The sequence below is a fragment of the Mesorhizobium sp. M0195 genome, from assembly GCF_040322115.1.
In the GTDB taxonomy this organism is placed as follows: Bacteria; Pseudomonadota; Alphaproteobacteria; order Rhizobiales; family Rhizobiaceae; genus Mesorhizobium.
The window spans coordinates 46,012-62,754 of the sequence record NZ_JAMYSV010000012.1 but is presented as its reverse complement, the minus strand read 5'-3'; the positions used below and the strand labels follow the sequence as shown (position 1 = coordinate 62,754).

At 63.9% G+C, this 16,743-nt stretch carries 27 protein-coding genes; 18 read left to right on the top strand and 9 right to left on the bottom strand.

What is annotated here, in order from left to right; translation table 11 throughout:
* Positions 1 to 10 precede the first annotated feature (10 nt).
* Genes ssb through NKJ12_RS21605 form a run of 7 tightly spaced genes read right to left on the bottom strand, consistent with a single transcriptional unit; the run spans position 11 to position 3,890 of the window.
* Positions 11 to 490 (bottom strand): single-stranded DNA-binding protein, encoded by a 480-nt coding sequence (gene ssb / locus NKJ12_RS21635; RefSeq protein WP_352704995.1) that lies wholly within the window; start codon positions 488 to 490, stop codon positions 11 to 13.
* Positions 490 to 780, bottom strand: coding sequence for a hypothetical protein (locus NKJ12_RS21630; RefSeq protein ID WP_352704993.1), 291 nt, complete (start codon positions 778 to 780; stop codon positions 490 to 492). Before NKJ12_RS21630 ends, ssb begins: the two co-directional genes overlap by 1 nt.
* Entirely contained in the window at positions 777 to 1,493 is a 717-nt protein-coding gene (locus NKJ12_RS21625) for a hypothetical protein (RefSeq protein ID WP_352704991.1), read from the bottom strand. Before NKJ12_RS21625 ends, NKJ12_RS21630 begins: the two co-directional genes overlap by 4 nt.
* Positions 1,490 to 2,005, bottom strand: a complete 516-nt coding sequence (locus NKJ12_RS21620) for a hypothetical protein (protein ID WP_352704989.1) — start codon at positions 2,003 to 2,005, stop codon at positions 1,490 to 1,492. Before NKJ12_RS21620 ends, NKJ12_RS21625 begins: the two co-directional genes overlap by 4 nt.
* On the bottom strand, positions 1,998 to 2,945 hold the full coding sequence (locus NKJ12_RS21615; RefSeq protein WP_352704987.1) for a hypothetical protein: 948 nt from the start codon (positions 2,943 to 2,945) through the stop codon (positions 1,998 to 2,000). The genes NKJ12_RS21620 and NKJ12_RS21615 overlap by 8 nt, the downstream gene beginning before the upstream one ends.
* Positions 2,935 to 3,642 carry a hypothetical protein gene (locus NKJ12_RS21610; RefSeq protein WP_352704985.1) on the bottom strand — a complete coding sequence of 236 codons (708 nt, stop codon included), beginning with the start codon at positions 3,640 to 3,642 and terminating at the stop codon, positions 2,935 to 2,937. The genes NKJ12_RS21615 and NKJ12_RS21610 overlap by 11 nt, the downstream gene beginning before the upstream one ends.
* Entirely contained in the window at positions 3,642 to 3,890 is a 249-nt protein-coding gene (locus NKJ12_RS21605) for a hypothetical protein (RefSeq protein ID WP_352704983.1), read from the bottom strand. Before NKJ12_RS21605 ends, NKJ12_RS21610 begins: the two co-directional genes overlap by 1 nt.
* Between NKJ12_RS21605 and NKJ12_RS21600 the strand changes: the two genes are divergently transcribed.
* Positions 3,882 to 4,142 carry a hypothetical protein gene (locus NKJ12_RS21600; protein ID WP_352704981.1) on the top strand — a complete coding sequence of 87 codons (261 nt, stop codon included), beginning with the start codon at positions 3,882 to 3,884 and terminating at the stop codon, positions 4,140 to 4,142. The two genes, NKJ12_RS21605 and NKJ12_RS21600, sit on opposite strands and share 9 nt — an antisense overlap.
* A 121-nt stretch (positions 4,143 to 4,263) precedes the next feature.
* On the opposite strand, the gene NKJ12_RS21595 is transcribed toward NKJ12_RS21600, so the two are convergent.
* Entirely contained in the window at positions 4,264 to 4,533 is a 270-nt protein-coding gene (locus NKJ12_RS21595) for a hypothetical protein (RefSeq protein WP_352704979.1), read from the bottom strand.
* Between the two features lie 419 nt (positions 4,534 to 4,952).
* Positions 4,953 to 5,282 carry a hypothetical protein gene (locus NKJ12_RS21590; protein ID WP_352704977.1) on the bottom strand — a complete coding sequence of 110 codons (330 nt, stop codon included), beginning with the start codon at positions 5,280 to 5,282 and terminating at the stop codon, positions 4,953 to 4,955.
* 130 nt (positions 5,283 to 5,412) lie between these two features.
* Here NKJ12_RS21590 and NKJ12_RS21585 point away from each other — a divergent pair, with 130 nt between their 5' ends.
* From NKJ12_RS21585 to NKJ12_RS21505, 17 genes are all read left to right on the top strand, one after another.
* Complete coding sequence (locus tag NKJ12_RS21585) at positions 5,413 to 5,697, top strand: helix-turn-helix domain-containing protein (RefSeq protein ID WP_352704975.1); 285 nt, start codon at positions 5,413 to 5,415, stop codon at positions 5,695 to 5,697.
* Positions 5,694 to 5,891, top strand: coding sequence for a hypothetical protein (locus NKJ12_RS21580; protein ID WP_352704973.1), 198 nt, complete (start codon positions 5,694 to 5,696; stop codon positions 5,889 to 5,891). The genes NKJ12_RS21585 and NKJ12_RS21580 overlap by 4 nt, the downstream gene beginning before the upstream one ends.
* Before the next feature lie 112 nt (positions 5,892 to 6,003).
* Positions 6,004 to 6,495, top strand: a complete 492-nt coding sequence (locus NKJ12_RS21575) for a hypothetical protein (RefSeq protein WP_352704971.1) — start codon at positions 6,004 to 6,006, stop codon at positions 6,493 to 6,495.
* Positions 6,492 to 6,926 (top strand): hypothetical protein, encoded by a 435-nt coding sequence (locus NKJ12_RS21570; protein ID WP_352704969.1) that lies wholly within the window; start codon positions 6,492 to 6,494, stop codon positions 6,924 to 6,926. The genes NKJ12_RS21575 and NKJ12_RS21570 overlap by 4 nt, the downstream gene beginning before the upstream one ends.
* Complete coding sequence (locus tag NKJ12_RS21565; RefSeq protein WP_352704967.1) at positions 6,923 to 7,459, top strand: GcrA family cell cycle regulator; 537 nt, start codon at positions 6,923 to 6,925, stop codon at positions 7,457 to 7,459. Before NKJ12_RS21570 ends, NKJ12_RS21565 begins: the two co-directional genes overlap by 4 nt.
* A complete protein-coding gene (locus NKJ12_RS21560; protein ID WP_352704965.1) occupies positions 7,456 to 8,031 on the top strand; it encodes a hypothetical protein in 576 nt (191 codons plus the stop codon). Before NKJ12_RS21565 ends, NKJ12_RS21560 begins: the two co-directional genes overlap by 4 nt.
* A gap of 357 nt (positions 8,032 to 8,388) precedes the next feature.
* A complete protein-coding gene (locus NKJ12_RS21555; protein WP_352704963.1) occupies positions 8,389 to 11,100 on the top strand; it encodes a DNA methyltransferase in 2,712 nt (903 codons plus the stop codon).
* A complete protein-coding gene (locus NKJ12_RS21550; RefSeq protein ID WP_352704961.1) occupies positions 11,097 to 11,357 on the top strand; it encodes a hypothetical protein in 261 nt (86 codons plus the stop codon). The genes NKJ12_RS21555 and NKJ12_RS21550 overlap by 4 nt, the downstream gene beginning before the upstream one ends.
* Complete coding sequence (locus NKJ12_RS21545) at positions 11,350 to 11,652, top strand: hypothetical protein (RefSeq protein WP_352704959.1); 303 nt, start codon at positions 11,350 to 11,352, stop codon at positions 11,650 to 11,652. Before NKJ12_RS21550 ends, NKJ12_RS21545 begins: the two co-directional genes overlap by 8 nt.
* Positions 11,642 to 11,935 (top strand): hypothetical protein, encoded by a 294-nt coding sequence (locus tag NKJ12_RS21540; RefSeq protein WP_352704957.1) that lies wholly within the window; start codon positions 11,642 to 11,644, stop codon positions 11,933 to 11,935. The genes NKJ12_RS21545 and NKJ12_RS21540 overlap by 11 nt, the downstream gene beginning before the upstream one ends.
* Entirely contained in the window at positions 11,923 to 12,174 is a 252-nt protein-coding gene (locus tag NKJ12_RS21535; RefSeq protein ID WP_352704955.1) for a hypothetical protein, read from the top strand. Before NKJ12_RS21540 ends, NKJ12_RS21535 begins: the two co-directional genes overlap by 13 nt.
* On the top strand, positions 12,171 to 12,410 hold the full coding sequence (locus NKJ12_RS21530) for a hypothetical protein (RefSeq protein ID WP_352704953.1): 240 nt from the start codon (positions 12,171 to 12,173) through the stop codon (positions 12,408 to 12,410). Before NKJ12_RS21535 ends, NKJ12_RS21530 begins: the two co-directional genes overlap by 4 nt.
* 59 nt (positions 12,411 to 12,469) lie before the next feature.
* Positions 12,470 to 13,213, top strand: a complete 744-nt coding sequence (locus tag NKJ12_RS21525; RefSeq protein WP_352704951.1) for an HNH endonuclease — start codon at positions 12,470 to 12,472, stop codon at positions 13,211 to 13,213.
* Positions 13,210 to 13,389 (top strand): hypothetical protein, encoded by a 180-nt coding sequence (locus NKJ12_RS21520; RefSeq protein ID WP_352704949.1) that lies wholly within the window; start codon positions 13,210 to 13,212, stop codon positions 13,387 to 13,389. Before NKJ12_RS21525 ends, NKJ12_RS21520 begins: the two co-directional genes overlap by 4 nt.
* On the top strand, positions 13,386 to 14,603 hold the full coding sequence (locus tag NKJ12_RS21515) for a phosphoadenosine phosphosulfate reductase domain-containing protein (protein ID WP_352704947.1): 1,218 nt from the start codon (positions 13,386 to 13,388) through the stop codon (positions 14,601 to 14,603). Before NKJ12_RS21520 ends, NKJ12_RS21515 begins: the two co-directional genes overlap by 4 nt.
* A 2-nt stretch (positions 14,604 to 14,605) precedes the next feature.
* Positions 14,606 to 15,508, top strand: a complete 903-nt coding sequence (locus NKJ12_RS21510) for a radical SAM protein (protein WP_352704945.1) — start codon at positions 14,606 to 14,608, stop codon at positions 15,506 to 15,508.
* Entirely contained in the window at positions 15,505 to 16,740 is a 1,236-nt protein-coding gene (locus NKJ12_RS21505) for a DUF7146 domain-containing protein (RefSeq protein WP_352704943.1), read from the top strand. Before NKJ12_RS21510 ends, NKJ12_RS21505 begins: the two co-directional genes overlap by 4 nt.
* The last annotated feature ends 3 nt before the right edge of the window (positions 16,741 to 16,743 follow it).

The window sequence follows — 16,743 nt, the reverse complement described above, 5'->3', positions numbered from 1 at the left end:
GCTCCTTTGGTTAGAACGGGATTTCGTCGTCGAGCGCTTCGCGCATGCCGGGCGATTGCTGCTGGTCCGGCCCGCGCTCCTGGCGGCTTGAGCCGCCGCGCTGCGTGCCGTAATCGTCGGGGCTGCGGGCGGGATGGTCTGATTTGTCGAGCATCTGGATTTCGCCGCGGAATTTCTGCAGCACGATCTCGGTCGAATAGCGCGCCGCGCCGGCCTGGTCTTCCCATTTGCGGGTCGCCAGCTGGCCCTCAACATAGACCTTCATGCCCTTCTTCAGGTATTGCTCGGCGAGCTTGCAGAGGTTCTCATTGAAGACGACGATGGTGTGCCACTCGGTCTTTTCCTTGCGCTCGCCTGAAGTCTTGTCGCGCCAGCTTTCCGACGTGGCCATGCGGAAATTGACGACGCTGTCGCCGCTGTTCAGGCGGCGGATTTCGGGGTCGGCGCCGAGGTGGCCGATGAGGATGACCTTGTTGACGCTGCCGGCCATTAGTTTTGTCCTTCGCTTGTCGCGGCTTCGCCGCTCGCTGCGGACGGCCGGGCCATTAGGCCCGACGCCCGGTCGGGCTTGTCGCCTTCGGCGGATTGAGCTTCTGTCAGGCCGGCGATCTGCGCCTCGATGTCGGCGATCAGATCCTTGCGCAGGCTGGCGGCGAACGGCGCGGCGAGCATGATCTCGCTCGAGTTGTAGAGTTTTTCGCCGATCAACAGGCGCAGCGGCTCGCCGCCACGCAGCCGCTCGACCGTGTCATGCCACTGGCGGATGGTTGGCTCGCTCACGCTGCCCTCACGACGATGCCGAGATAGCGCTCCAGCCGCTCGAGGAAGGCGATTTCGGCCTTCATCGCGCCCCATGGCTCGATCGTCCCGGTCAGCCTCGGCGGCTTGAGCCCTTTCGGGATGCAGCGTGGGTCGGCGTTCGGCCCGAACAGGGCAAGCGCTTCGGCGACCAGCATCCGGTCGTCCATATCCTTCACCTGGCGGACATAAAGCGGCATGCGGGTGATGTCGGGCAGCTGCGCCGCCTCGTATATCGCGAGATCAATGCATCGCTTCACCTCGCCGATGGCGCGATGCACGAGCTTGTCGATGAACTCCGGCCGGTCGAGCTTGGCCGCTGCGGCGAGCTTGGCCACCCAATGCTGGATCAGGTCGACCGCCGGCCGGGTCACGTCACCGAAGGGGTATTCGTGGCCGTCATGCAGCACGAAGTAGCCGGCCAGCACGCTGTCGCCGGTCTCCCGGAAGATGGCGTCGGCGCCCATGACCGAATGCTGCGCCACCGAATAGGCTGCGCAGCGATAGATGCCATTGAAGCGCGCGATTTTGGACAGGGCATTGGCCATGTCAGCGAAGTCGATGTCGGAGGCCTTGGGATTGACCAGGTCGAAAGCCGAACCGTCTGGCCGGAACGCCGGAACGATCGAGGAGACGCCGCGCACGGCGTCCCCGGCGCGCTTGGCAGTGGTGATGTGGCGCACCTCCTGGTTCATTGCGCCACCTTGGCCAGCGTCTGATCGACCGCGCGGATGACGGTCTCGCGGTTGGCCTGCCAGATCGGCAGCTGGTTGAGGTAGCGCGTCAGCAGCGCCAAGCAGCGCTCGCGCTGGCCCGACCACGGGTCGCGCACCAGCGCGTCGCGGGCGGCGCAGTAGCGGCCCCACGATACGATCAGCGCCTGCGTTTCCCTGGTGTCACGCGGCAACGGCAGCCGGTTAGACATGGCTTGCCGCGCCTTGTCGATGATGTCAGCCATCAGATCGGGCCTGGCCGACACTTGGCGCATGCTCAACTCTCTGGCGAGCCTGGCCGCATGGTCTTTGAACTCGACGATCTCGGCGGAGGTGAAGTCTGCCTGGATCAGGTCGGCGAAACGAACGCCGCCGCCGGCTGCGTGCAGATCGCGCATCGCCTCCGCCATTTCGCGGCAGCGCGGGTGTATGTCGCCACCAGCCTCGGGCAGCACAGGCCGCGTTTGCGGCGATGGACGGTGATGGTCAAGCATGGATCGCCTCCCTGTGGGCTTTGGCTATTTTTTCGGAAAGAAGCTTTGGTGCGCTGCGAGGCTCCCCTCTCATGGCCTCAGGCGGCATCTCGGCATCGGCCTCGCAGCGCTTCCACGCTTGCAGCAGATCGCGCAGCAGGCGTTTTTCCATGTAGCGTTGCGCGCGGCGGTGGATGTGACCGTCGCTGATGAATTCGGCGGCGCGCTTGGCCGGTATCTTGGCCGACGGCGCGACGATCAACCCGGCTTCCGTGGCTTTCGCCTGTTCGAATGCCTTGCGGGCGAGGTAGACCTCCCGATAGGCCTCACCGGTTTTGATCATCGCATCGCCGATGTTCCACATGGCGGAGCGGCGCTGACGATTGTAGCCATGCGCGATCCAGGCGGCCTTCGACGCCGTTCTCGGCAGGTCACCCTGCCGCACGCCATCGACGAGGCCGACGCCCATGCGCTTCCACAGGTGGCCTTTCTTCGGGTAGGCGGACAGGTTCCCGGCCTCGCCAACGATGGCCGCCAACGATGCCGCGCCGAAGCCCTTGACGCCTTCGCCGAATGCCGCCCAGGCCGGCAGTTGCGAGGCGAGCCGCGCCATCTCCTTCTTGGTGGCGGCTTCGACCTGGTCGAAAGGCGCGCGCGCCTTGATCGATGCAGCGATCAGGTCCCGCCATTCTGCGTATTCCGCGCCGTCTGAGCCGGGGATTACCTCAAGGTTTGGCTTGCCGGCCTGCAGGCTGACGGCTTCGCCGATCTTCAAGAGGTTGGCGGCCTTGGCCTTGATGGCGTCGCGATCAGCTGCCGCCTGTGCCAGCGACCAGCCCAGCGCCATGCGTAGGAATGAGCCGAGCGCGAGGTTGGCGCGCTTGCGCTGCTCCATCGCGAAAGCGCGCTGGCGGTAGTAATAGCGGATGCCGTCGCAGAGCGCCTGAACGTCAGTGGGCATCGATCATCTCCGCTGCCTGTTGGAGCAGGCGCTGCGCTTCGGCGACGCTCACCAACTGTCTGATCGGCGCGTTCCTGTCGGCAGGGACGCCCCGGTCCCGGATCAGCGTCAGGAAGGCTGCCGAGTGCCTGTCGGCGGCAATCAGCCGGTCGAGCGACGACCATGGCACGTCGCCGATCGGGCGGCCGTCGCGGACCTTGAAGCTGTCCAGGATGGTCATCGCGACGAGGCGCGACCCCGCCTTGGCACTGGCGAGATAGGAAGGGGAAACGGGGCGCGGCAGCTGGATATTAGCCTTGTCGGCACACGAAACGTGGTCGGCCCCGTTTCCTTGGGGGGCAGCGGAACCGGGCAGCTTCTGCACGGCCTTTTCGGCACCGCCTACAAGACCCGGTCCGCTGCTTTCTGGCGACGATGAAGCCGGCATCGCCTCAATGGCCTTGTCGGCAAAATTCAACTGGCCGGCTTCATCATCATAGGAGTGCGCGGCACGGGCAGAGATCGCATGACCCTTGTCGGCATCTTCCAGATGGCCCGAGCCGCTCGTCTCGTAGGCGCCAGCGAGCAGCGCCAGCGCGCGTTCGTAGCTGCCGCCATTGTTCTGGAACTTCGCGATCGCCACCGAGAACTCGGCTTCGTTGGCCGAAGGTCCGCCCGCCCGCTGCATTGCCGCCGCGAATGCTGACATCGCGCCCATCACAGCGCTCCGAAAATGACGGCGGCGCAGAACAGGATCGCTGTGACCGCGATAAGCGAGGCCAGCGCCTTGGCCAGCGAATAGTCCTCGTGATAGCCTCGTGCGCGCTGCAGGCGCTCACCTTCGATGACGCCGAGATTGCGCGGGGGGACAGGATGCGACGATTGATACTGGCGGCGGCGCTCTGCGCGGCTTGGACCGGGCGGGGTTTCGCCTATTCCGACACGCAGATGGCCGTCATGTCCCATATCGGCCAGGCCATTGCGGGCACGAAAATCTGTTCGAAAGTCAAGATAGCTGAAGGGGCGGCGGCCTTGATGCTGGCGGCCCACCAAGTCAAGCTCGGCGATCCCGTCATAGCGGCCGTTGTCAGGAGCAAGATCAGCGAGACCGTCGCGGCCTGGAGTGACAGAAGCGAGGCGGCGGCCTGTGCTGCCGTATTGACCCTCTACGGGCCGGATGGCTCCAATGTGCCGGGGCTTCTGCTGCTGAAGAACTGATCGCACGAAACGCTCCATCGGTTTGACGATGGTGCAAAGTGTGAATTACTCACATCGCAGTGTCAAGCGAAAATGTGATAAACTCACACTTCAAAATGCGGGAGTGAGAATCATGCGGGTTTTATGGGGCCCGTTTGCGCGGCTTGGCCATTAGCACTGCCGCCAGTTCGCTCGCCAGATCGACGACCTTGGCGCGCTCCTCATCGTCGAGCGGCGCAAGGTAGGCGGCGATGACCTCTCCGAACTGCGAAGCCAGATCCTCTCCGAACGACCGCTCCAGCCTGTCGACCACCTCCCGGTTGAGGCTCTTGCCGCCGCGAACCGCCTCGAGCCGTGCTTTGAGTTCGGGCGGCAGGCGGACATGGAAGCTGGGGCGTGACGGTCGCGACATGACCCCGACTTATCGCCGAAAGGTCAAGTGTTCGAAATGGTTCCACATTTTGTAGAAAACTGGTACTACTTTCCCCGCTATTCACAGGGCATCGTTACAGGTTGAAACAATCTGGTGATCATTCAGCAACGGTTGTATGCGTACCGAAATGGGACACTGGACGGCGTGAAAAAACTGATTTGACAGCCTAGAGGAAATTGTTCGTAACTTCACTGCCGTTCGGTTTGGGAGAAGAGACAAGTGATCCAGTACGAATCGCGCGAAGCTGCGGGCGATCAGGCAATGGACAAATTGCGAGCGATCGCGACATCGCCTCAATCAAGAGCAGCGATGATCTCCGAGCGCATTGCCAGGGACACGCGATCAATCGCAGAGGCGATGAGGGAAATCCATGGCGGGCACTGGCGCGTGCTTATAGATCACGATGTTGGCGTGGTCGCGGTTTCGCGGGATTTTTCGGTGCTGCTCGGCTCGCCAAGCGCGAATCTGGCATAGGTCAGCACGGCGGCCTGGACCTCCCGTGGCGCCGCCGCCAAGCGCATGAAAATCTCGCGCAGCTCGTCGCTGCCATCTATATCCTGCGGAGAGCCTTCGCCGGTGATGAGCCAGGCTTCCCTGACCCGGAAAGCGCGGGCATAGTCCTTGACCGCGCGGGTGATGCCGGTCCGGCCGCTTTCGTGCTGGATGTAGGTGTTGTAGTTAAAGCCGAAGCGGTTCGCTGCGGCCTTCGCATTGTCGAAGCCGCGCATCTCGCGCGCTTGGCGTAGGCGCGCCGCCTGCTGGTCTACTCGGGTTACATCCGTCATGGCGTGACTTTTTCACATTTCTGGTGTGAGTTTCTACTTGACAGATTGATGTGACTTTCTCACACTATCGGTCATGATGGATCATTCGTTCGAACTAGAGACGGTTGTCGACGTGGTCGCCCTGCGAGGCGAGCTCGGCTGGACGCAGCAGCAGCTCGCCGACCATTGCGGCGTCGACCGCTCGACGGTCTCCACCTGGGAGACGAGGCCGCCGACCAAGGGGCCGGCGCTGATCCTGTTGCGCCAACTCCAGGCGTCGCTTTCCGATGCTGCTCGCCCCGGCGGCGTCGCGGCCGGTCCCGAAAAATTCCCCCAAGCCGGGACCGGCCACCCTCTTTCTAGCGAGGCGGCCGAATGACCGCGCTCCGCTGCTCGCCTTCGTTGACCTTGTTGCCGCCGCCGGCTGAGCCGGTGCGCCGGTTGCCGCCAAAGACGCTGCGGCTGTTGAAGCTGCTAGCCGCCTTTGCCCGCGAGCATCCTGCCGACCTTCTGGCGCGCCTGTTGCGTGACGAGGCGCGGCGGACGCTGCGTTTGCCGAGGGAACCGCCGTGAGGCTGTGAATGCGGGTTTTCATGCCCGCGAGTTGAACCGCTTTCCACCTCGTCCCGCCATGGGAAATGCAGACCGCATTTCCCGCGCCGGGAAAACTGTGCCCGGAGCCGACATGGCCGAAATTTCCAGTCAGTGGTTTTACCGCCTCAAGGCAGCCCAGCGCGACCTGATCGAACGCTGCGGCACGATCGAGCGCGCCGCTTCCATCGCCTCGCTGTCGAAGAGCCAGATGGGCCGCTTCAACAATGCCGGCGATCCCGAGCTGATGCCGCTGTCGGCGGTGCTTTTGCTCGAAGCCGAGTGCGGCACGCCGCTGGTCACCAGTGTCATGGCCGAACTGAACGGCCGGCGCCTTGCCGATGCCGACGCGCCAGGTGCCGCCAACGCCACGATGATGGCGGCGCATGCTGATGTCGTCGTGCAGTTCGGTGAACTGATCGCGTCGGCCGCCATGGCTTTCGCCGACGGCAGGCTGACGCCAGCCGAGCTTGCCGGCATCGACCGGGGTGCGGCGAAACTGGAAGTCGCACTTGCCGAACTGCGCAAGGCGGCGGCCGCAGCCCGCGGCGCCGGCGGCCTCAGCCTGGTCAGCGGTGCGGCATGAGGTTCGTCAAGCAGCTGTTCCGGCACGATCCGGCCAATGGTGTCTATGGCGACTGCTACCGCACGGTCGTCGCCTGCCTGCTCGACCTCGATCATGACCAGGTGCCGCATCGGCACGAAGTGCTGAGCAATGAAGAGCAGTGCGGCTCGATGGACGCCTTCCTGCAGGATAGAGGGGTCCACACCATCCGCATCGCGCTGAATGGCGGCGATGTCGACGGCGCACTTGCGGTCGCCGCGACGCTGAGCGACGGGCTGCCCTACCTCTTCTCCGGCCAAAGCCGCAACGGCACCAATCACGTGGTGATCGCCCGCGACGATCGCATCATCCACGATCCGTCGCTTGATGACAGCGGCATCGTCGGCCCGACCGATGTTGGCCAGTTCTGGGTCGAATGGCTGGTGTTGCCCCTGAATGGGTATCCGGTATGAGCGACTGGTCCGCCGACGACCTGCAGGCGCTGCGCGAGCTGGCTGGCGAAGGCCTGTCCGCCGCACAGATTGCCGCTCGCCTGCCGGGTGATCGCAGCCGCAATGCCGTCATCGGCAAGCTGAAGCGCGGCAAGGGCAGCCATGGCGCGTTGCTTGGCCAGCCGAAGAACCAGGCGATCGGCCGGGCCACGCCCAAGACCGAGACGCCGCCAAAGCGGAAGTATCGTCCCGTGCGCCCGGTCATGGCGGTCACGCGGCCGATCACGCCGGCCTCGCCAGTCGAGCTTCTGTTCACTTCTCCGGATTGCGTGCACTTTTCCAAGCCGATCGAGGCCGTTCCGAACCTGCCGGCGACGCTGCCAATCACCTTCCTGCAAGCGGTGATGACCGACCGGTGCCTTCACTATGCCGGCGCGCCCTACGATCCTGACGGGCCGGATATGCCGGTCTGCGGCGCCGAGCGGGCGGCGGAACCGCTGCATACGCGGTACTGCCGGCGTCACCTGATCGCGAAACGGCAGGTTGCGGCATGAAGGCGCTTGGCATCCAAACTATCTACGGCACCGATGGCGAGTACGAGACGCCGTACATGACGCGCGTCTGGATTGGCCGCCTACGGTTGCACATCTTCCATCGCGGCGACGCCGACCCCGATCCGCACGATCATCCGTGGGATTTCTGGACCTTCCCGCTAACGAGCTATGTCGAGGACTTCACACTACGCATTCTCGACAGTGATCGCAGCCATGATGCGTTGCCGATGGTCGCCCTGAAAATGGGCTGGGTGACAAAGCGCAGACTAGTGCGCGCTTTTCGTATCCACCATCGCCGGGCGAATTATCTACATAGGGTGCTTGGCCGATTTTCTGGAAATTGGTGGCACGACTGGCCAGGTCGATTGCGCGGTCATCCACCTTTGCCATGTTTCGATGGACGCAAGATCGTCACCATCGTTTGGGTCGGCCGGCAGTCCAGAAAGTGGGGCTTCCTCCGCTACCATGACGGCAAATGGTGCTGGACGCCTTGGCGCGACTACATCTTCGGCGGCGGCAAGCATGCGCCCTGTGAGCCACGCGATGGGGGGGCGCGCAATGACACTCTCTGATCGGCCACGAGTTTACACGCTTTGTGGGAGTAGCCGCTTCCCTGAAGCTTTCCACTTGGCAAATGCTCACCTCAGCATGTGCGGCCACATCGTTATTTCGTTAGGCCTGTTTGGCCACGCTGATGAACCGCGCGGCTCTCGATTCCTGACATCAGACGGTAACGAAGCCTCGCCCGAGAAGAGGAACTTGGATCAGCTTCATTTCCGGAAGATCGATCTCGCTGATGCGATTTTCGTGATTAACGTAGGCGGATACATCGGCTCTTCGACAAGGCGGGAGATTGCATATGCAGTATCCCAGGGTAAGGCCGTCGAGTGGCTGTTTGCGCCCACGACATCGGTCGACGGTGCTGCCGCATGACCGCGCATCCCGACTATGCCGAATTCCTCAAGGCCAAGGTGCGCCTGGCGCCGGCGCTCGGCTTCGACGTGGACCCGGCAACCGTCAATCCGCTGCTGAAGCCGATGACGCAGGCGATCGTGCCATGGGCTTGCCGCGGCGGCCGGCGCGCGCTGTTCCTGCGCTTCGGCCTGCACAAGACATCGACACAGCTCGAGGTGATCCGGCAATGCCTGGTGCATGCCGGCGGTCACGGGCTGATCGTCGGGCCGCTTGGCGTGCGTCATGAATTCTTCCTCGAGGTCGAGAAGCGCCATCCGAACATAAGGCTGAAGTTCATCAACCGGCCCGGGCAGATGGAAGCGCCGAACGAGATCGGCGCCGAGAGCGTGCTGATCCACCTTACCAATTACGAGACGATCCGCGACGGCAAGCTCGACCCCTGCCTGTTCACGGCGGCATCGCTCGACGAGGCTGCCGTGCTGCGCGGCTTCGGCGGCACCAAGACCTTTCGCGAGTTCATGGCGACTTTTGCCGGCGACGATCGCAAGAACGGTCGCAAGCATGCCGGCGTGCGCTATCGCTTCGTCGCCACCGCCGTGCCCGACCCGAACGAATATATCGAGCTGCTCGCCTATGCCGCCTTTCTCGGCGTCATGGATGTCGGCGAGGCAAAGACCCGCTTCTTCAAGCGAGACAGCGAGAAGGCCGACGCGCTCACGCTGCATCCGCACAAGGAGGAAGAGTTCTGGCTGTGGGTCGCGAGCTGGGCGCTGTTCGTCCAGAAGCCGTCAGATCTCGGCTATTCCGACCAAGGCTACGACCTGCCGCCGCTCGATATCCGTTGGCACGAGATTCCGTCCGACCATAGCGCTGCCGGCGAAGAGCGCGACGGGCAGGGCAGGCTGTTCGCCAATTCGGCGCATGGCGTGACCGAGGCCGCGCGCGAGAAGAAGCGCAGCCTTGACGCTCGCATCGCCAAGGTCATGGAAATCCGCGCCGAGGATCCGGGCGCGCATCGCATCCTCTGGCACGATCTGGAGGCCGAGCGGCACGCGCTGGAGAAGGCGATTCCGACCGTCAAATCGGTGTGGGGAACGCTCGACGACGACACCAAGGAAAAGCGCGTCGTCGGCTTCGCCAGGGGCGAATTCGAAGAGCTTGCGACCAAGCCGGTCATCAACGGCTCCGGCTGCAATTTCCAGTACTATTGCTGGTTGGCGATCTACACCGGCATCGGCTTCAAGTTTCACGACTTCATCCAGTCGGTGTTCCGCATCCAGAGATTCGGACAGACGCATACCGTGCGCCTCGACCTGATCTACACCGAGGCCGAGCGCGAGATGCGCCGCACGCTGGAACGGCGCTGGCGCCAGTTCGAGGCGCAGTCGGAAAAGATGGCGGAGATCATCCGCCGTTTCGGCCTGGCCGAGCAGGCGATCGAGGGCGCGCTGAAACGCTCGATGGGTGTTATCAGGCGCGAAGTGCGCGGCGAAAGCTACCTGGTCGTGCACAATGACACGGTCGAGGAAACCAGGTCGATGGCTGAAAACAGCATCGACCTGATCGTCACCTCGATCCCGTTCTCGACGCAGTACGAATACACCCCGTCCTTCAACGATTTCGGCCACACCGACGACGACGCTCATTTCTGGGCGCAGATGGACTTTTTGACGCCGCAGCTGCTGCGCGTGCTGAAGCCCGGCCGGCTCGCCGTCATCCACGTCAAGGACCGCATCGTGCCGGGCGGCGTCAACGGCTTCGGCTTCCAGACGGTCAACCCGTTCTCCGACGATTGCTGCGCGCATTTCCGCCGGCACGGCTTCGCCTTCATGTCGCGCGTCACCATCGGCACCGACGTCGTGCGCGAGAACAACGGCACCTATCGCCTCGGCTGGAGCGAGCAATGCAAGGATGGCACCCGGCAGGGCAATGGCATGCCGGAATACACGCTGACCTTCCGCAAGCCGCCGACCGACCGGTCGAACGGCTACGCCGACCATCCAGTTGCCAAGCAGAAGCCGCTGTCCTTCACCGATCACACCGAGCAGCCGGACAAGGCGCTGCCGCTGGGAGGGGGCGTGCGCACCCAGACGTTCGAACGCGCGCTGCGCAGCGTGCCCGGCACCGGCTATTCGCGCGGCCGCTGGCAGATCGACGCGCATGGCGTGCGCCGGTCGAGCGGCGACCGGCCGCTGCTGCCCGACGAGCTGCGCCGCCTGGTCAAGCTCGACGCCAAGCTGATCTATCGCGGCTGGAAGAAATGGGCGGAAGAGAACGTCTACGATCACGCACTGCACGTCGAATTCGCCGAGGTGCTCGACGCCGAAGGCAGGCTGCCGCCGACCTTCATGATCGCGCCGCCGCATAGCGACCATCCCGAGATCTGGACCGACGTGGCGCGCATGCGCACGCTCAACATGCTGCAGCAGCGCAAGGGCCGCGAAATGCATCTCTGCCCGCTGCAGTTCGACATCGTCGAGCGGGCGATCGAGCAGCATTCGATGCCTGGCGAGACAGTGTTCGACCCGTTCGGCGGCATCATGACCGTGCCCTATTGCGCGCTGCGCATGGGCCGCAAGGCGGTCGCGGTCGAACTCAACCCGGATTATTTCGCCGACGGCGTCACCTATGCTGAGATCGCAGCCGGCGGCGGGCAGGGCCCGGGCCTGTTCGATCTGCTGGCGGCCGAGCAGGCCGGAGCGGAAATGGACGAGGCGGCGGAATGAACCTCGCCCCGGACTGCACGGACGCCTTCGATCCCAACCATGTCGATTTCGACGTGTTCGCCATGTTCCTCGAGGCGCGCCGCGTCCACCGCCGCAAGTCGGCGCGCAAAGTTGCCAAAGAGGCCGAGGTCGAGCTTGACGCCGTGCTGCGCGCGGCGCGCGGGCGCAACCCCGGCAGCTATGAGTTCTTCGCGCTTTGCGACTGGATTGGCGAGGAACCGGCGCTCTTCCTGAAGAAGGAATTCAGGCATGGCTAGGCTCGCCACCTACGACTATCGCGGGCTGGGCCGACTGCTGCGCGCCCGGCTGGAAGATGACGGGCGCGGCTGGCGAGCATGCGCGGCCGAGATCGGCGTCTGCGCCTCCGACCTGTCGCGCATCTGCAACGGGCAGAGCGTGTCGGCGCCGAAGGCGATCGCTGTCTGCGACTGGCTGAAACTGTCCTTCCGCGCCTTCTACGACCCGCCGCAACCGCCCGAACCGGAGCGTGAAACACAGGAAATGTTTCACGGGAAGAGCACTGAAACAGAGGGGCAGGCCGATGTCGGATGATCCCAAGCGCTACGTCTACTGGGTGCAGCTGGTCAACGGTTTTGGGCCGAAGGCCAGGGCGTTCGTCGTCGTCTTCGAATGCCTGCACGCCACCACGGCCGACATCGAGCGGGAGATGCGCCAGCACGGCGTCGTCAACGGCTCGCGCCTCGACACTGTCGACGACGGCAAGGGCGGCCGACTGATCCGCAGCCGCGCCGATTTCATGTTCGGCGTCGCCGGCGTGGTCTCGATCCAATCCTACCACAAACCTTGCTGGGAGCCCGAAGAATGGCCGCTTTGAAGAGATCTGCCGCACCTGGTTTCGGCAAGCCGGGCAGCATCGACCCGGCCCGGCTGTTCAAGCTGCCGCTGGCCATGCAGGCGGAAGGCATCCGCCTGTTGTTCGAGATGGGCCTGAGCATGAACCAGGTGAAGAAATGCGTCGGGCTATCGACCGACGGCATCAACCTGATCCTGCAAAAGTCCAAGCCATTCACCCGCGGCGGCGACGCCAGCATCGTGACGGAAGGTGTGTCATGAAGAACAGACTGTCCGACCTCAACAATCATCTGTTCGCGCAGCTTGAGCGCCTCTCCGACCAAGAGCTGACTAAGGAGCAGATCGAGCAGGAAGCCACGCGTGGCGAAGCCATTGTCGCGGTCGCCGACCAGATCATTCGCAATGCTGCATTGCAGATCCGAGCAGCGGAGCTTGTCGCTGAGTATGGCTCAAACCCGGAACCGTACCTTCCGCAGATTGAGGGCAAGACCTCATGAGAGGGGCTCGCATCAGTTATTCCGTGCCCGAGATGAAGTGGCTGGAGAGCAATCGCTCAATGGTCATCAGCGACTACCATCGGGCATTCTGCGCCAAGTTTGAGCGGGAAGATGTGACTGCCGCACATTTGCATGGTCTGCGCAAGCGTAAGGGTTGGAAAGTCGGGCGGCAGCCGGGCCGATTCGTGGGCCGACACCTGCGCTATTCCAGCGCTGAGGTCGCTTGGCTTCGTGACAACTGCGCGATGGAAATCAACGCCTGGTGCAGCGCCTTCCGCGCGACGTTTGGACGGGATGATGTGACGCCAGCCAAACTGCACAGCCTGCGCAAGCGCATGGGTTGGAAGACCGGTCGTAGCGGACACTTCGAAAAAGGGCACGTTTCGCACAACAAGGGCAAGAAGATGCCCTTCAACGCGAACTCGGCCGAGACACAGTTCAAGAAGGGGCAGGTGCCGGCCAACTATCGTGGACCAGGGCACGAGACGATCGGCGACGATGGTTATATCTGGATCGTCACTGATCAGACTAATCCGTGGACAGGCGCCTCGACGTGGCGCCTCCACAAGCATCGCTGGCTTTGGGAAAGAGCAAACGGGCCTGTGCCGGAAGGCCATGTTCTCAAATGTCTTGGCGACAAGACGAACACCGACCCATCGAATTGGGAGTTGGTGCCGATCGGGCTGTTGCCACGGCTTAATGGAAAATCGGGGCGTCGCTACGACAAAGCGCCCGCCGAACTGAAGCCAACGATCATGGCCGTTGCCAAGCTCGAGCACCAAGCGCGGAGCGTGGCGAAATGACCGTTCTTCAAGCGGCCGCTGCCGTCACCCTTTGGCGATCCGGATGGTTCGACACGTTGCAGATCGCGCAAGTGCTTGGGGGGCTTGCCGAAGCTGACGTTTGCCGCATGCTCAACGCCGTGCGCGAACGCGAGCGCGGCCCCGACCTGCACCTCGTGCGGGAGGTAGCGGAGTGAAATCCTTTCAGCCGACGCTCTTCGAAGGGACAAAACGCCTTGTCTACGACGAGGCAGTCGACCTGACGCTGCAGTCGATGCAGGCCTATGGGCCGGCGCACGATCACTGGGGCATCGCCTGGTCCGGCGGCAAGGACAGTTCGGCAACGCTGTCGCTAATCGTCCATCTGATCGATGTCGGCCGGCTGGTGGCGCCGAAAAGCCTCACTGTGTTCTATGCCGACACGCGGCAGGAATTGCCGCCGCTGGCGATCGCGGCCGAGCGCATCATGACGCAGCTCGCCGAGCGCGGCATCCGTTGCGAAGTGGTTCGTGCGCCGCTCGACAAGCGATTCCTCGTCTACATTCTCGGCCGTGGCGTACCGCCGCCAAACAACAACACGCTGCGCTGGTGCACGCGGCAGATCAAGATCGATCCGATGGCCGAAGCGCTGGAACAGAGGCTCGGCGAACTCGACGGCAAGATCCTGATGATCACCGGCGTGCGCCAGGGCGAAAGCGCCATCCGCGATGACCGTATCGCCATGTCGTGCGGCAAGGACGGCGCTGAATGCGGGCAAGGCTGGTATCAGGAGGTTCTGCCCAACGCCAAGGGCATCCGTGGCCGCATCGCGACCCTCGCGCCCTTGCTGCATTGGCGCGTCTGTAATGTTTGGGACTGGCTGCGCATCTATGCGCCCATGGCCGAATATGGCGGCTGGGCGACGGCGGCGATCGCCGACGCCTATGGCGGCGACGAGGCGACCGAGATCAATGCCCGCACCGGCTGCGCCGGCTGCCCGCTGGCCAGCAAGGATATGGCGCTCGACACGATCGTCGCGTCGCCGGCATGGGCACATCTTGCGCCGCTCAAGGGCCTGAAGCCGCTCTATCGCGAGTTGCGCGAGCCCCGGCATCGCATTCGCAAGGCTGGCCTTGAACGGCTGAAGGACGGATCGGTGGCGGCCAATCCGCAAAGGATGGGCCCGCTGACGTTCGCAGCCCGGCTGATGGGGCTCGACCGCGTGTTGGCGATTCAAGCCGAGTGCAATGCGCGCGCTGCCGAGCTGGGCCGGCCACTGCTGGACATCCTCAACCATGAGGAGGAGGCGCGCATCCGCGAGCTTATCGCCGCAGAGACATGGCCGAACGGCTGGGATGGCGATGAGCCTGCCGCCGATACACCGATGGACAGTTACTTCTCGGACGGCTCCGTGCAGCCGCTGCTGGTGTGACGATGACACAAGGTTTCGACATTGGCCATTGGTCTGGCGGCCTAGCCGAGTGGACAGACGAGGATACCGCCTACCTCTCGGTGGCATTCACCTGGCGCCTCAACGACGCCTATCAGCGCGCCTGCTGGTACAAGGCGTCCGGCTACAAGGTTCGCGCCGGCGGGCCGGGCATCTTCACGCGCAAGCACTTCCTTGCCGATGTCGCCGAGATCGGCGGCTCAATTCCCGACGCGGTCGTGCACCACAATCCCATGGCGACGTTCGCCAGCCGCGGCTGCCCGGTCGGCTGTTGGTTCTGCATCGTACCGAAGTTGGAAGGCAAGACCTTCACTCTGTTGCCGGATTTCCCGGTGCGGCCGGTCCTCTGCGACAACAACCTGTCCGCGCTGCCGGCTGACTTTCAGGATCACGTCATCAGCCGCTATCGCGCTGCCGGCGTGCCGCTTATGGACGCCAACTCAGGCTTCGAGCCGCGCACCTTCGACGACGAGGTGTTTGCGCGTTGGTCGACGATCAATGTCGGGCCGTGGCGCTTCGCCTATGACGACCAGGCCGAGCGGCCCGACGTCGAACGCGTCATGCACATGCTGCGCGATGTTCCGTCTCGCAAGAAACGCGTCTATGTGCTGGTCGGCAATGAGCCGATGGCGGCCTGCATCGAGCGCGTCCGCGAGGTGATCGCATGGGGCGGCGAGCCTCACGTGCAGCCTTACATGAAGCTGAACGCCCTCGAGCGGAGGCCGCATGTCCGCTTCGACTGGTCTGAGCAATCGCTGCGCGATCTGGCTCGCTGGTCGAACCGATACCTCTACAAATACACTGATTTCGAGGGCTATCAACGCTCGGCAAAAACGGCGCGCCGCAATGTGCCGTCCGATGACCTGTTTGCAGGGTCGGCGGCATGAGCGAAGCCATAAAGCTGTTCATCGAAGATGCGCGCGCGGTGTCGATCGAGGAGGCCGCGAAGATCATGCGGCTGACTTTCAAGCGGACCGGCGTCGAGCATCCGCAGCCTTGCCCGCATTGTTTTGGCACCGACACATTTTCGTTCAACACGAAGAAGGAAAAGTGGAACTGCCGGGCAGGCGGCATAGGCGGCAACGATGCGATCGGCATGGCCGCCCATTGCGAGGGCCTCGATCTCAAGAGCCGCGAAGGTTTGCTCGAGGCCTGTTCGATCGTGCTCGACCAGGACATTCCTGACGAGGGTGAGCGCGAAAGCGACGAGGATCGCGCCGCGCGCAAGAAACGGCTGGAAGAACGTCGCCTGCAGAACGATGCCGACGCCGCCGCGCGTGCTGACAGCCAGGCCGAATTCCGCGAGAAGGAAAGAGCGAAGGCGCGCGGCATCTATGAAGCGGCTGCCCCTGTTGGGCGGCACGGCCGTCCTGTCGCGGATTACCTCGAGGCGCGCGGCTGCGGCCAGATCGGCGCGGCGCAATGGCTGCGCTATGCGTCCGATCTTCCCTACTGGCACGGCCAGGACGAGCGCGGGCGGCCGCTGGAGCTCTATTCCGGCCCGGCCATGGTCGCGCCTTTCATCGGGCCCGACCTGGTCGCGATCGGCTGCCACATCACCTGGCTCGACCTGAAGCGGCCGCCGAAGTACCGGCCACAGCTCTCCGACTCGGACACTGGTGAGTTGCTGCCGACCAAGAAGATGCGCGGCTCGAAGAAGGGCGGGCTGATCCCGCTGTTCGGCGATCCTTCGGTCAAGCGATGGGTCGGCGGCGAGGGGATTGAGAACGGTGCCGCCTTCGCGGCATGGGAAGGTTTTCGCGAGGATACGTTCTACTTCGCCGCCGGCGATCTCGGCAATCTCGCCGGCCCGGCCGATCCCTCGTCACGCTTCGCGCACCCGACGTTGAAGAAGCCGGACGCGAAGGGCGTCGCGCGGCCGGTGACGATCGCGGGGCCACGGCCGAAGCCCGACCAGGACGGCGACGATGCCATGTGGGTGGCCGATCACGTCCGCGAGCTGGTGTTGCTTGCCGATGGCGATTCCGAGCGGGTGATGACGGCTGCCGCAATGGCTCGGGCCCGTGCAAGGCATGCCCGGCCGGGGCGCATCATCCCGATCGTCTGGCCACGGGCCGGATATGACTTTTCACGCATGGCAGTCGAGACGGGGGAATAGTGG

Bases quoted from the DNA above. Each gene is read 5' to 3' on its own strand.
- NKJ12_RS21555 (WP_352704963.1), top strand. From the start codon at position 8,389: ATGACCGCGCATCCCGACTATGCCGAATTCCTCAAGGCCAAGGTGCGC.
- NKJ12_RS21585 (WP_352704975.1), top strand. From the start codon at position 5,413: ATGATGGATCATTCGTTCGAACTAGAGACGGTTGTCGACGTGGTCGCC.
- NKJ12_RS21580 (WP_352704973.1), top strand. From the start codon at position 5,694: ATGACCGCGCTCCGCTGCTCGCCTTCGTTGACCTTGTTGCCGCCGCCG.
- NKJ12_RS21510 (WP_352704945.1), top strand. From the start codon at position 14,606: ATGACACAAGGTTTCGACATTGGCCATTGGTCTGGCGGCCTAGCCGAG.
- ssb (WP_352704995.1), bottom strand. From the start codon at position 490: ATGGCCGGCAGCGTCAACAAGGTCATCCTCATCGGCCACCTCGGCGCC.
- NKJ12_RS21605 (WP_352704983.1), bottom strand. From the start codon at position 3,890: ATGGGACATGACGGCCATCTGCGTGTCGGAATAGGCGAAACCCCGCCC.
- NKJ12_RS21590 (WP_352704977.1), bottom strand. From the start codon at position 5,282: ATGCGCGGCTTCGACAATGCGAAGGCCGCAGCGAACCGCTTCGGCTTT.
- NKJ12_RS21560 (WP_352704965.1), top strand. From the start codon at position 7,456: ATGAAGGCGCTTGGCATCCAAACTATCTACGGCACCGATGGCGAGTAC.
- NKJ12_RS21520 (WP_352704949.1), top strand. From the start codon at position 13,210: ATGACCGTTCTTCAAGCGGCCGCTGCCGTCACCCTTTGGCGATCCGGA.
- NKJ12_RS21535 (WP_352704955.1), top strand. From the start codon at position 11,923: ATGGCCGCTTTGAAGAGATCTGCCGCACCTGGTTTCGGCAAGCCGGGC.
- NKJ12_RS21620 (WP_352704989.1), bottom strand. From the start codon at position 2,005: ATGCTTGACCATCACCGTCCATCGCCGCAAACGCGGCCTGTGCTGCCC.
- NKJ12_RS21505 (WP_352704943.1), top strand. From the start codon at position 15,505: ATGAGCGAAGCCATAAAGCTGTTCATCGAAGATGCGCGCGCGGTGTCG.
- NKJ12_RS21575 (WP_352704971.1), top strand. From the start codon at position 6,004: ATGGCCGAAATTTCCAGTCAGTGGTTTTACCGCCTCAAGGCAGCCCAG.
- NKJ12_RS21565 (WP_352704967.1), top strand. From the start codon at position 6,923: ATGAGCGACTGGTCCGCCGACGACCTGCAGGCGCTGCGCGAGCTGGCT.
- NKJ12_RS21600 (WP_352704981.1), top strand. From the start codon at position 3,882: ATGTCCCATATCGGCCAGGCCATTGCGGGCACGAAAATCTGTTCGAAA.
- NKJ12_RS21570 (WP_352704969.1), top strand. From the start codon at position 6,492: ATGAGGTTCGTCAAGCAGCTGTTCCGGCACGATCCGGCCAATGGTGTC.
- NKJ12_RS21545 (WP_352704959.1), top strand. From the start codon at position 11,350: ATGGCTAGGCTCGCCACCTACGACTATCGCGGGCTGGGCCGACTGCTG.
- NKJ12_RS21550 (WP_352704961.1), top strand. From the start codon at position 11,097: ATGAACCTCGCCCCGGACTGCACGGACGCCTTCGATCCCAACCATGTC.
- NKJ12_RS21625 (WP_352704991.1), bottom strand. From the start codon at position 1,493: ATGAACCAGGAGGTGCGCCACATCACCACTGCCAAGCGCGCCGGGGAC.
- NKJ12_RS21530 (WP_352704953.1), top strand. From the start codon at position 12,171: ATGAAGAACAGACTGTCCGACCTCAACAATCATCTGTTCGCGCAGCTT.
- NKJ12_RS21610 (WP_352704985.1), bottom strand. From the start codon at position 3,642: ATGGGCGCGATGTCAGCATTCGCGGCGGCAATGCAGCGGGCGGGCGGA.
- NKJ12_RS21540 (WP_352704957.1), top strand. From the start codon at position 11,642: ATGTCGGATGATCCCAAGCGCTACGTCTACTGGGTGCAGCTGGTCAAC.
- NKJ12_RS21525 (WP_352704951.1), top strand. From the start codon at position 12,470: ATGGTCATCAGCGACTACCATCGGGCATTCTGCGCCAAGTTTGAGCGG.
- NKJ12_RS21595 (WP_352704979.1), bottom strand. From the start codon at position 4,533: ATGTCGCGACCGTCACGCCCCAGCTTCCATGTCCGCCTGCCGCCCGAA.
- NKJ12_RS21615 (WP_352704987.1), bottom strand. From the start codon at position 2,945: ATGCCCACTGACGTTCAGGCGCTCTGCGACGGCATCCGCTATTACTAC.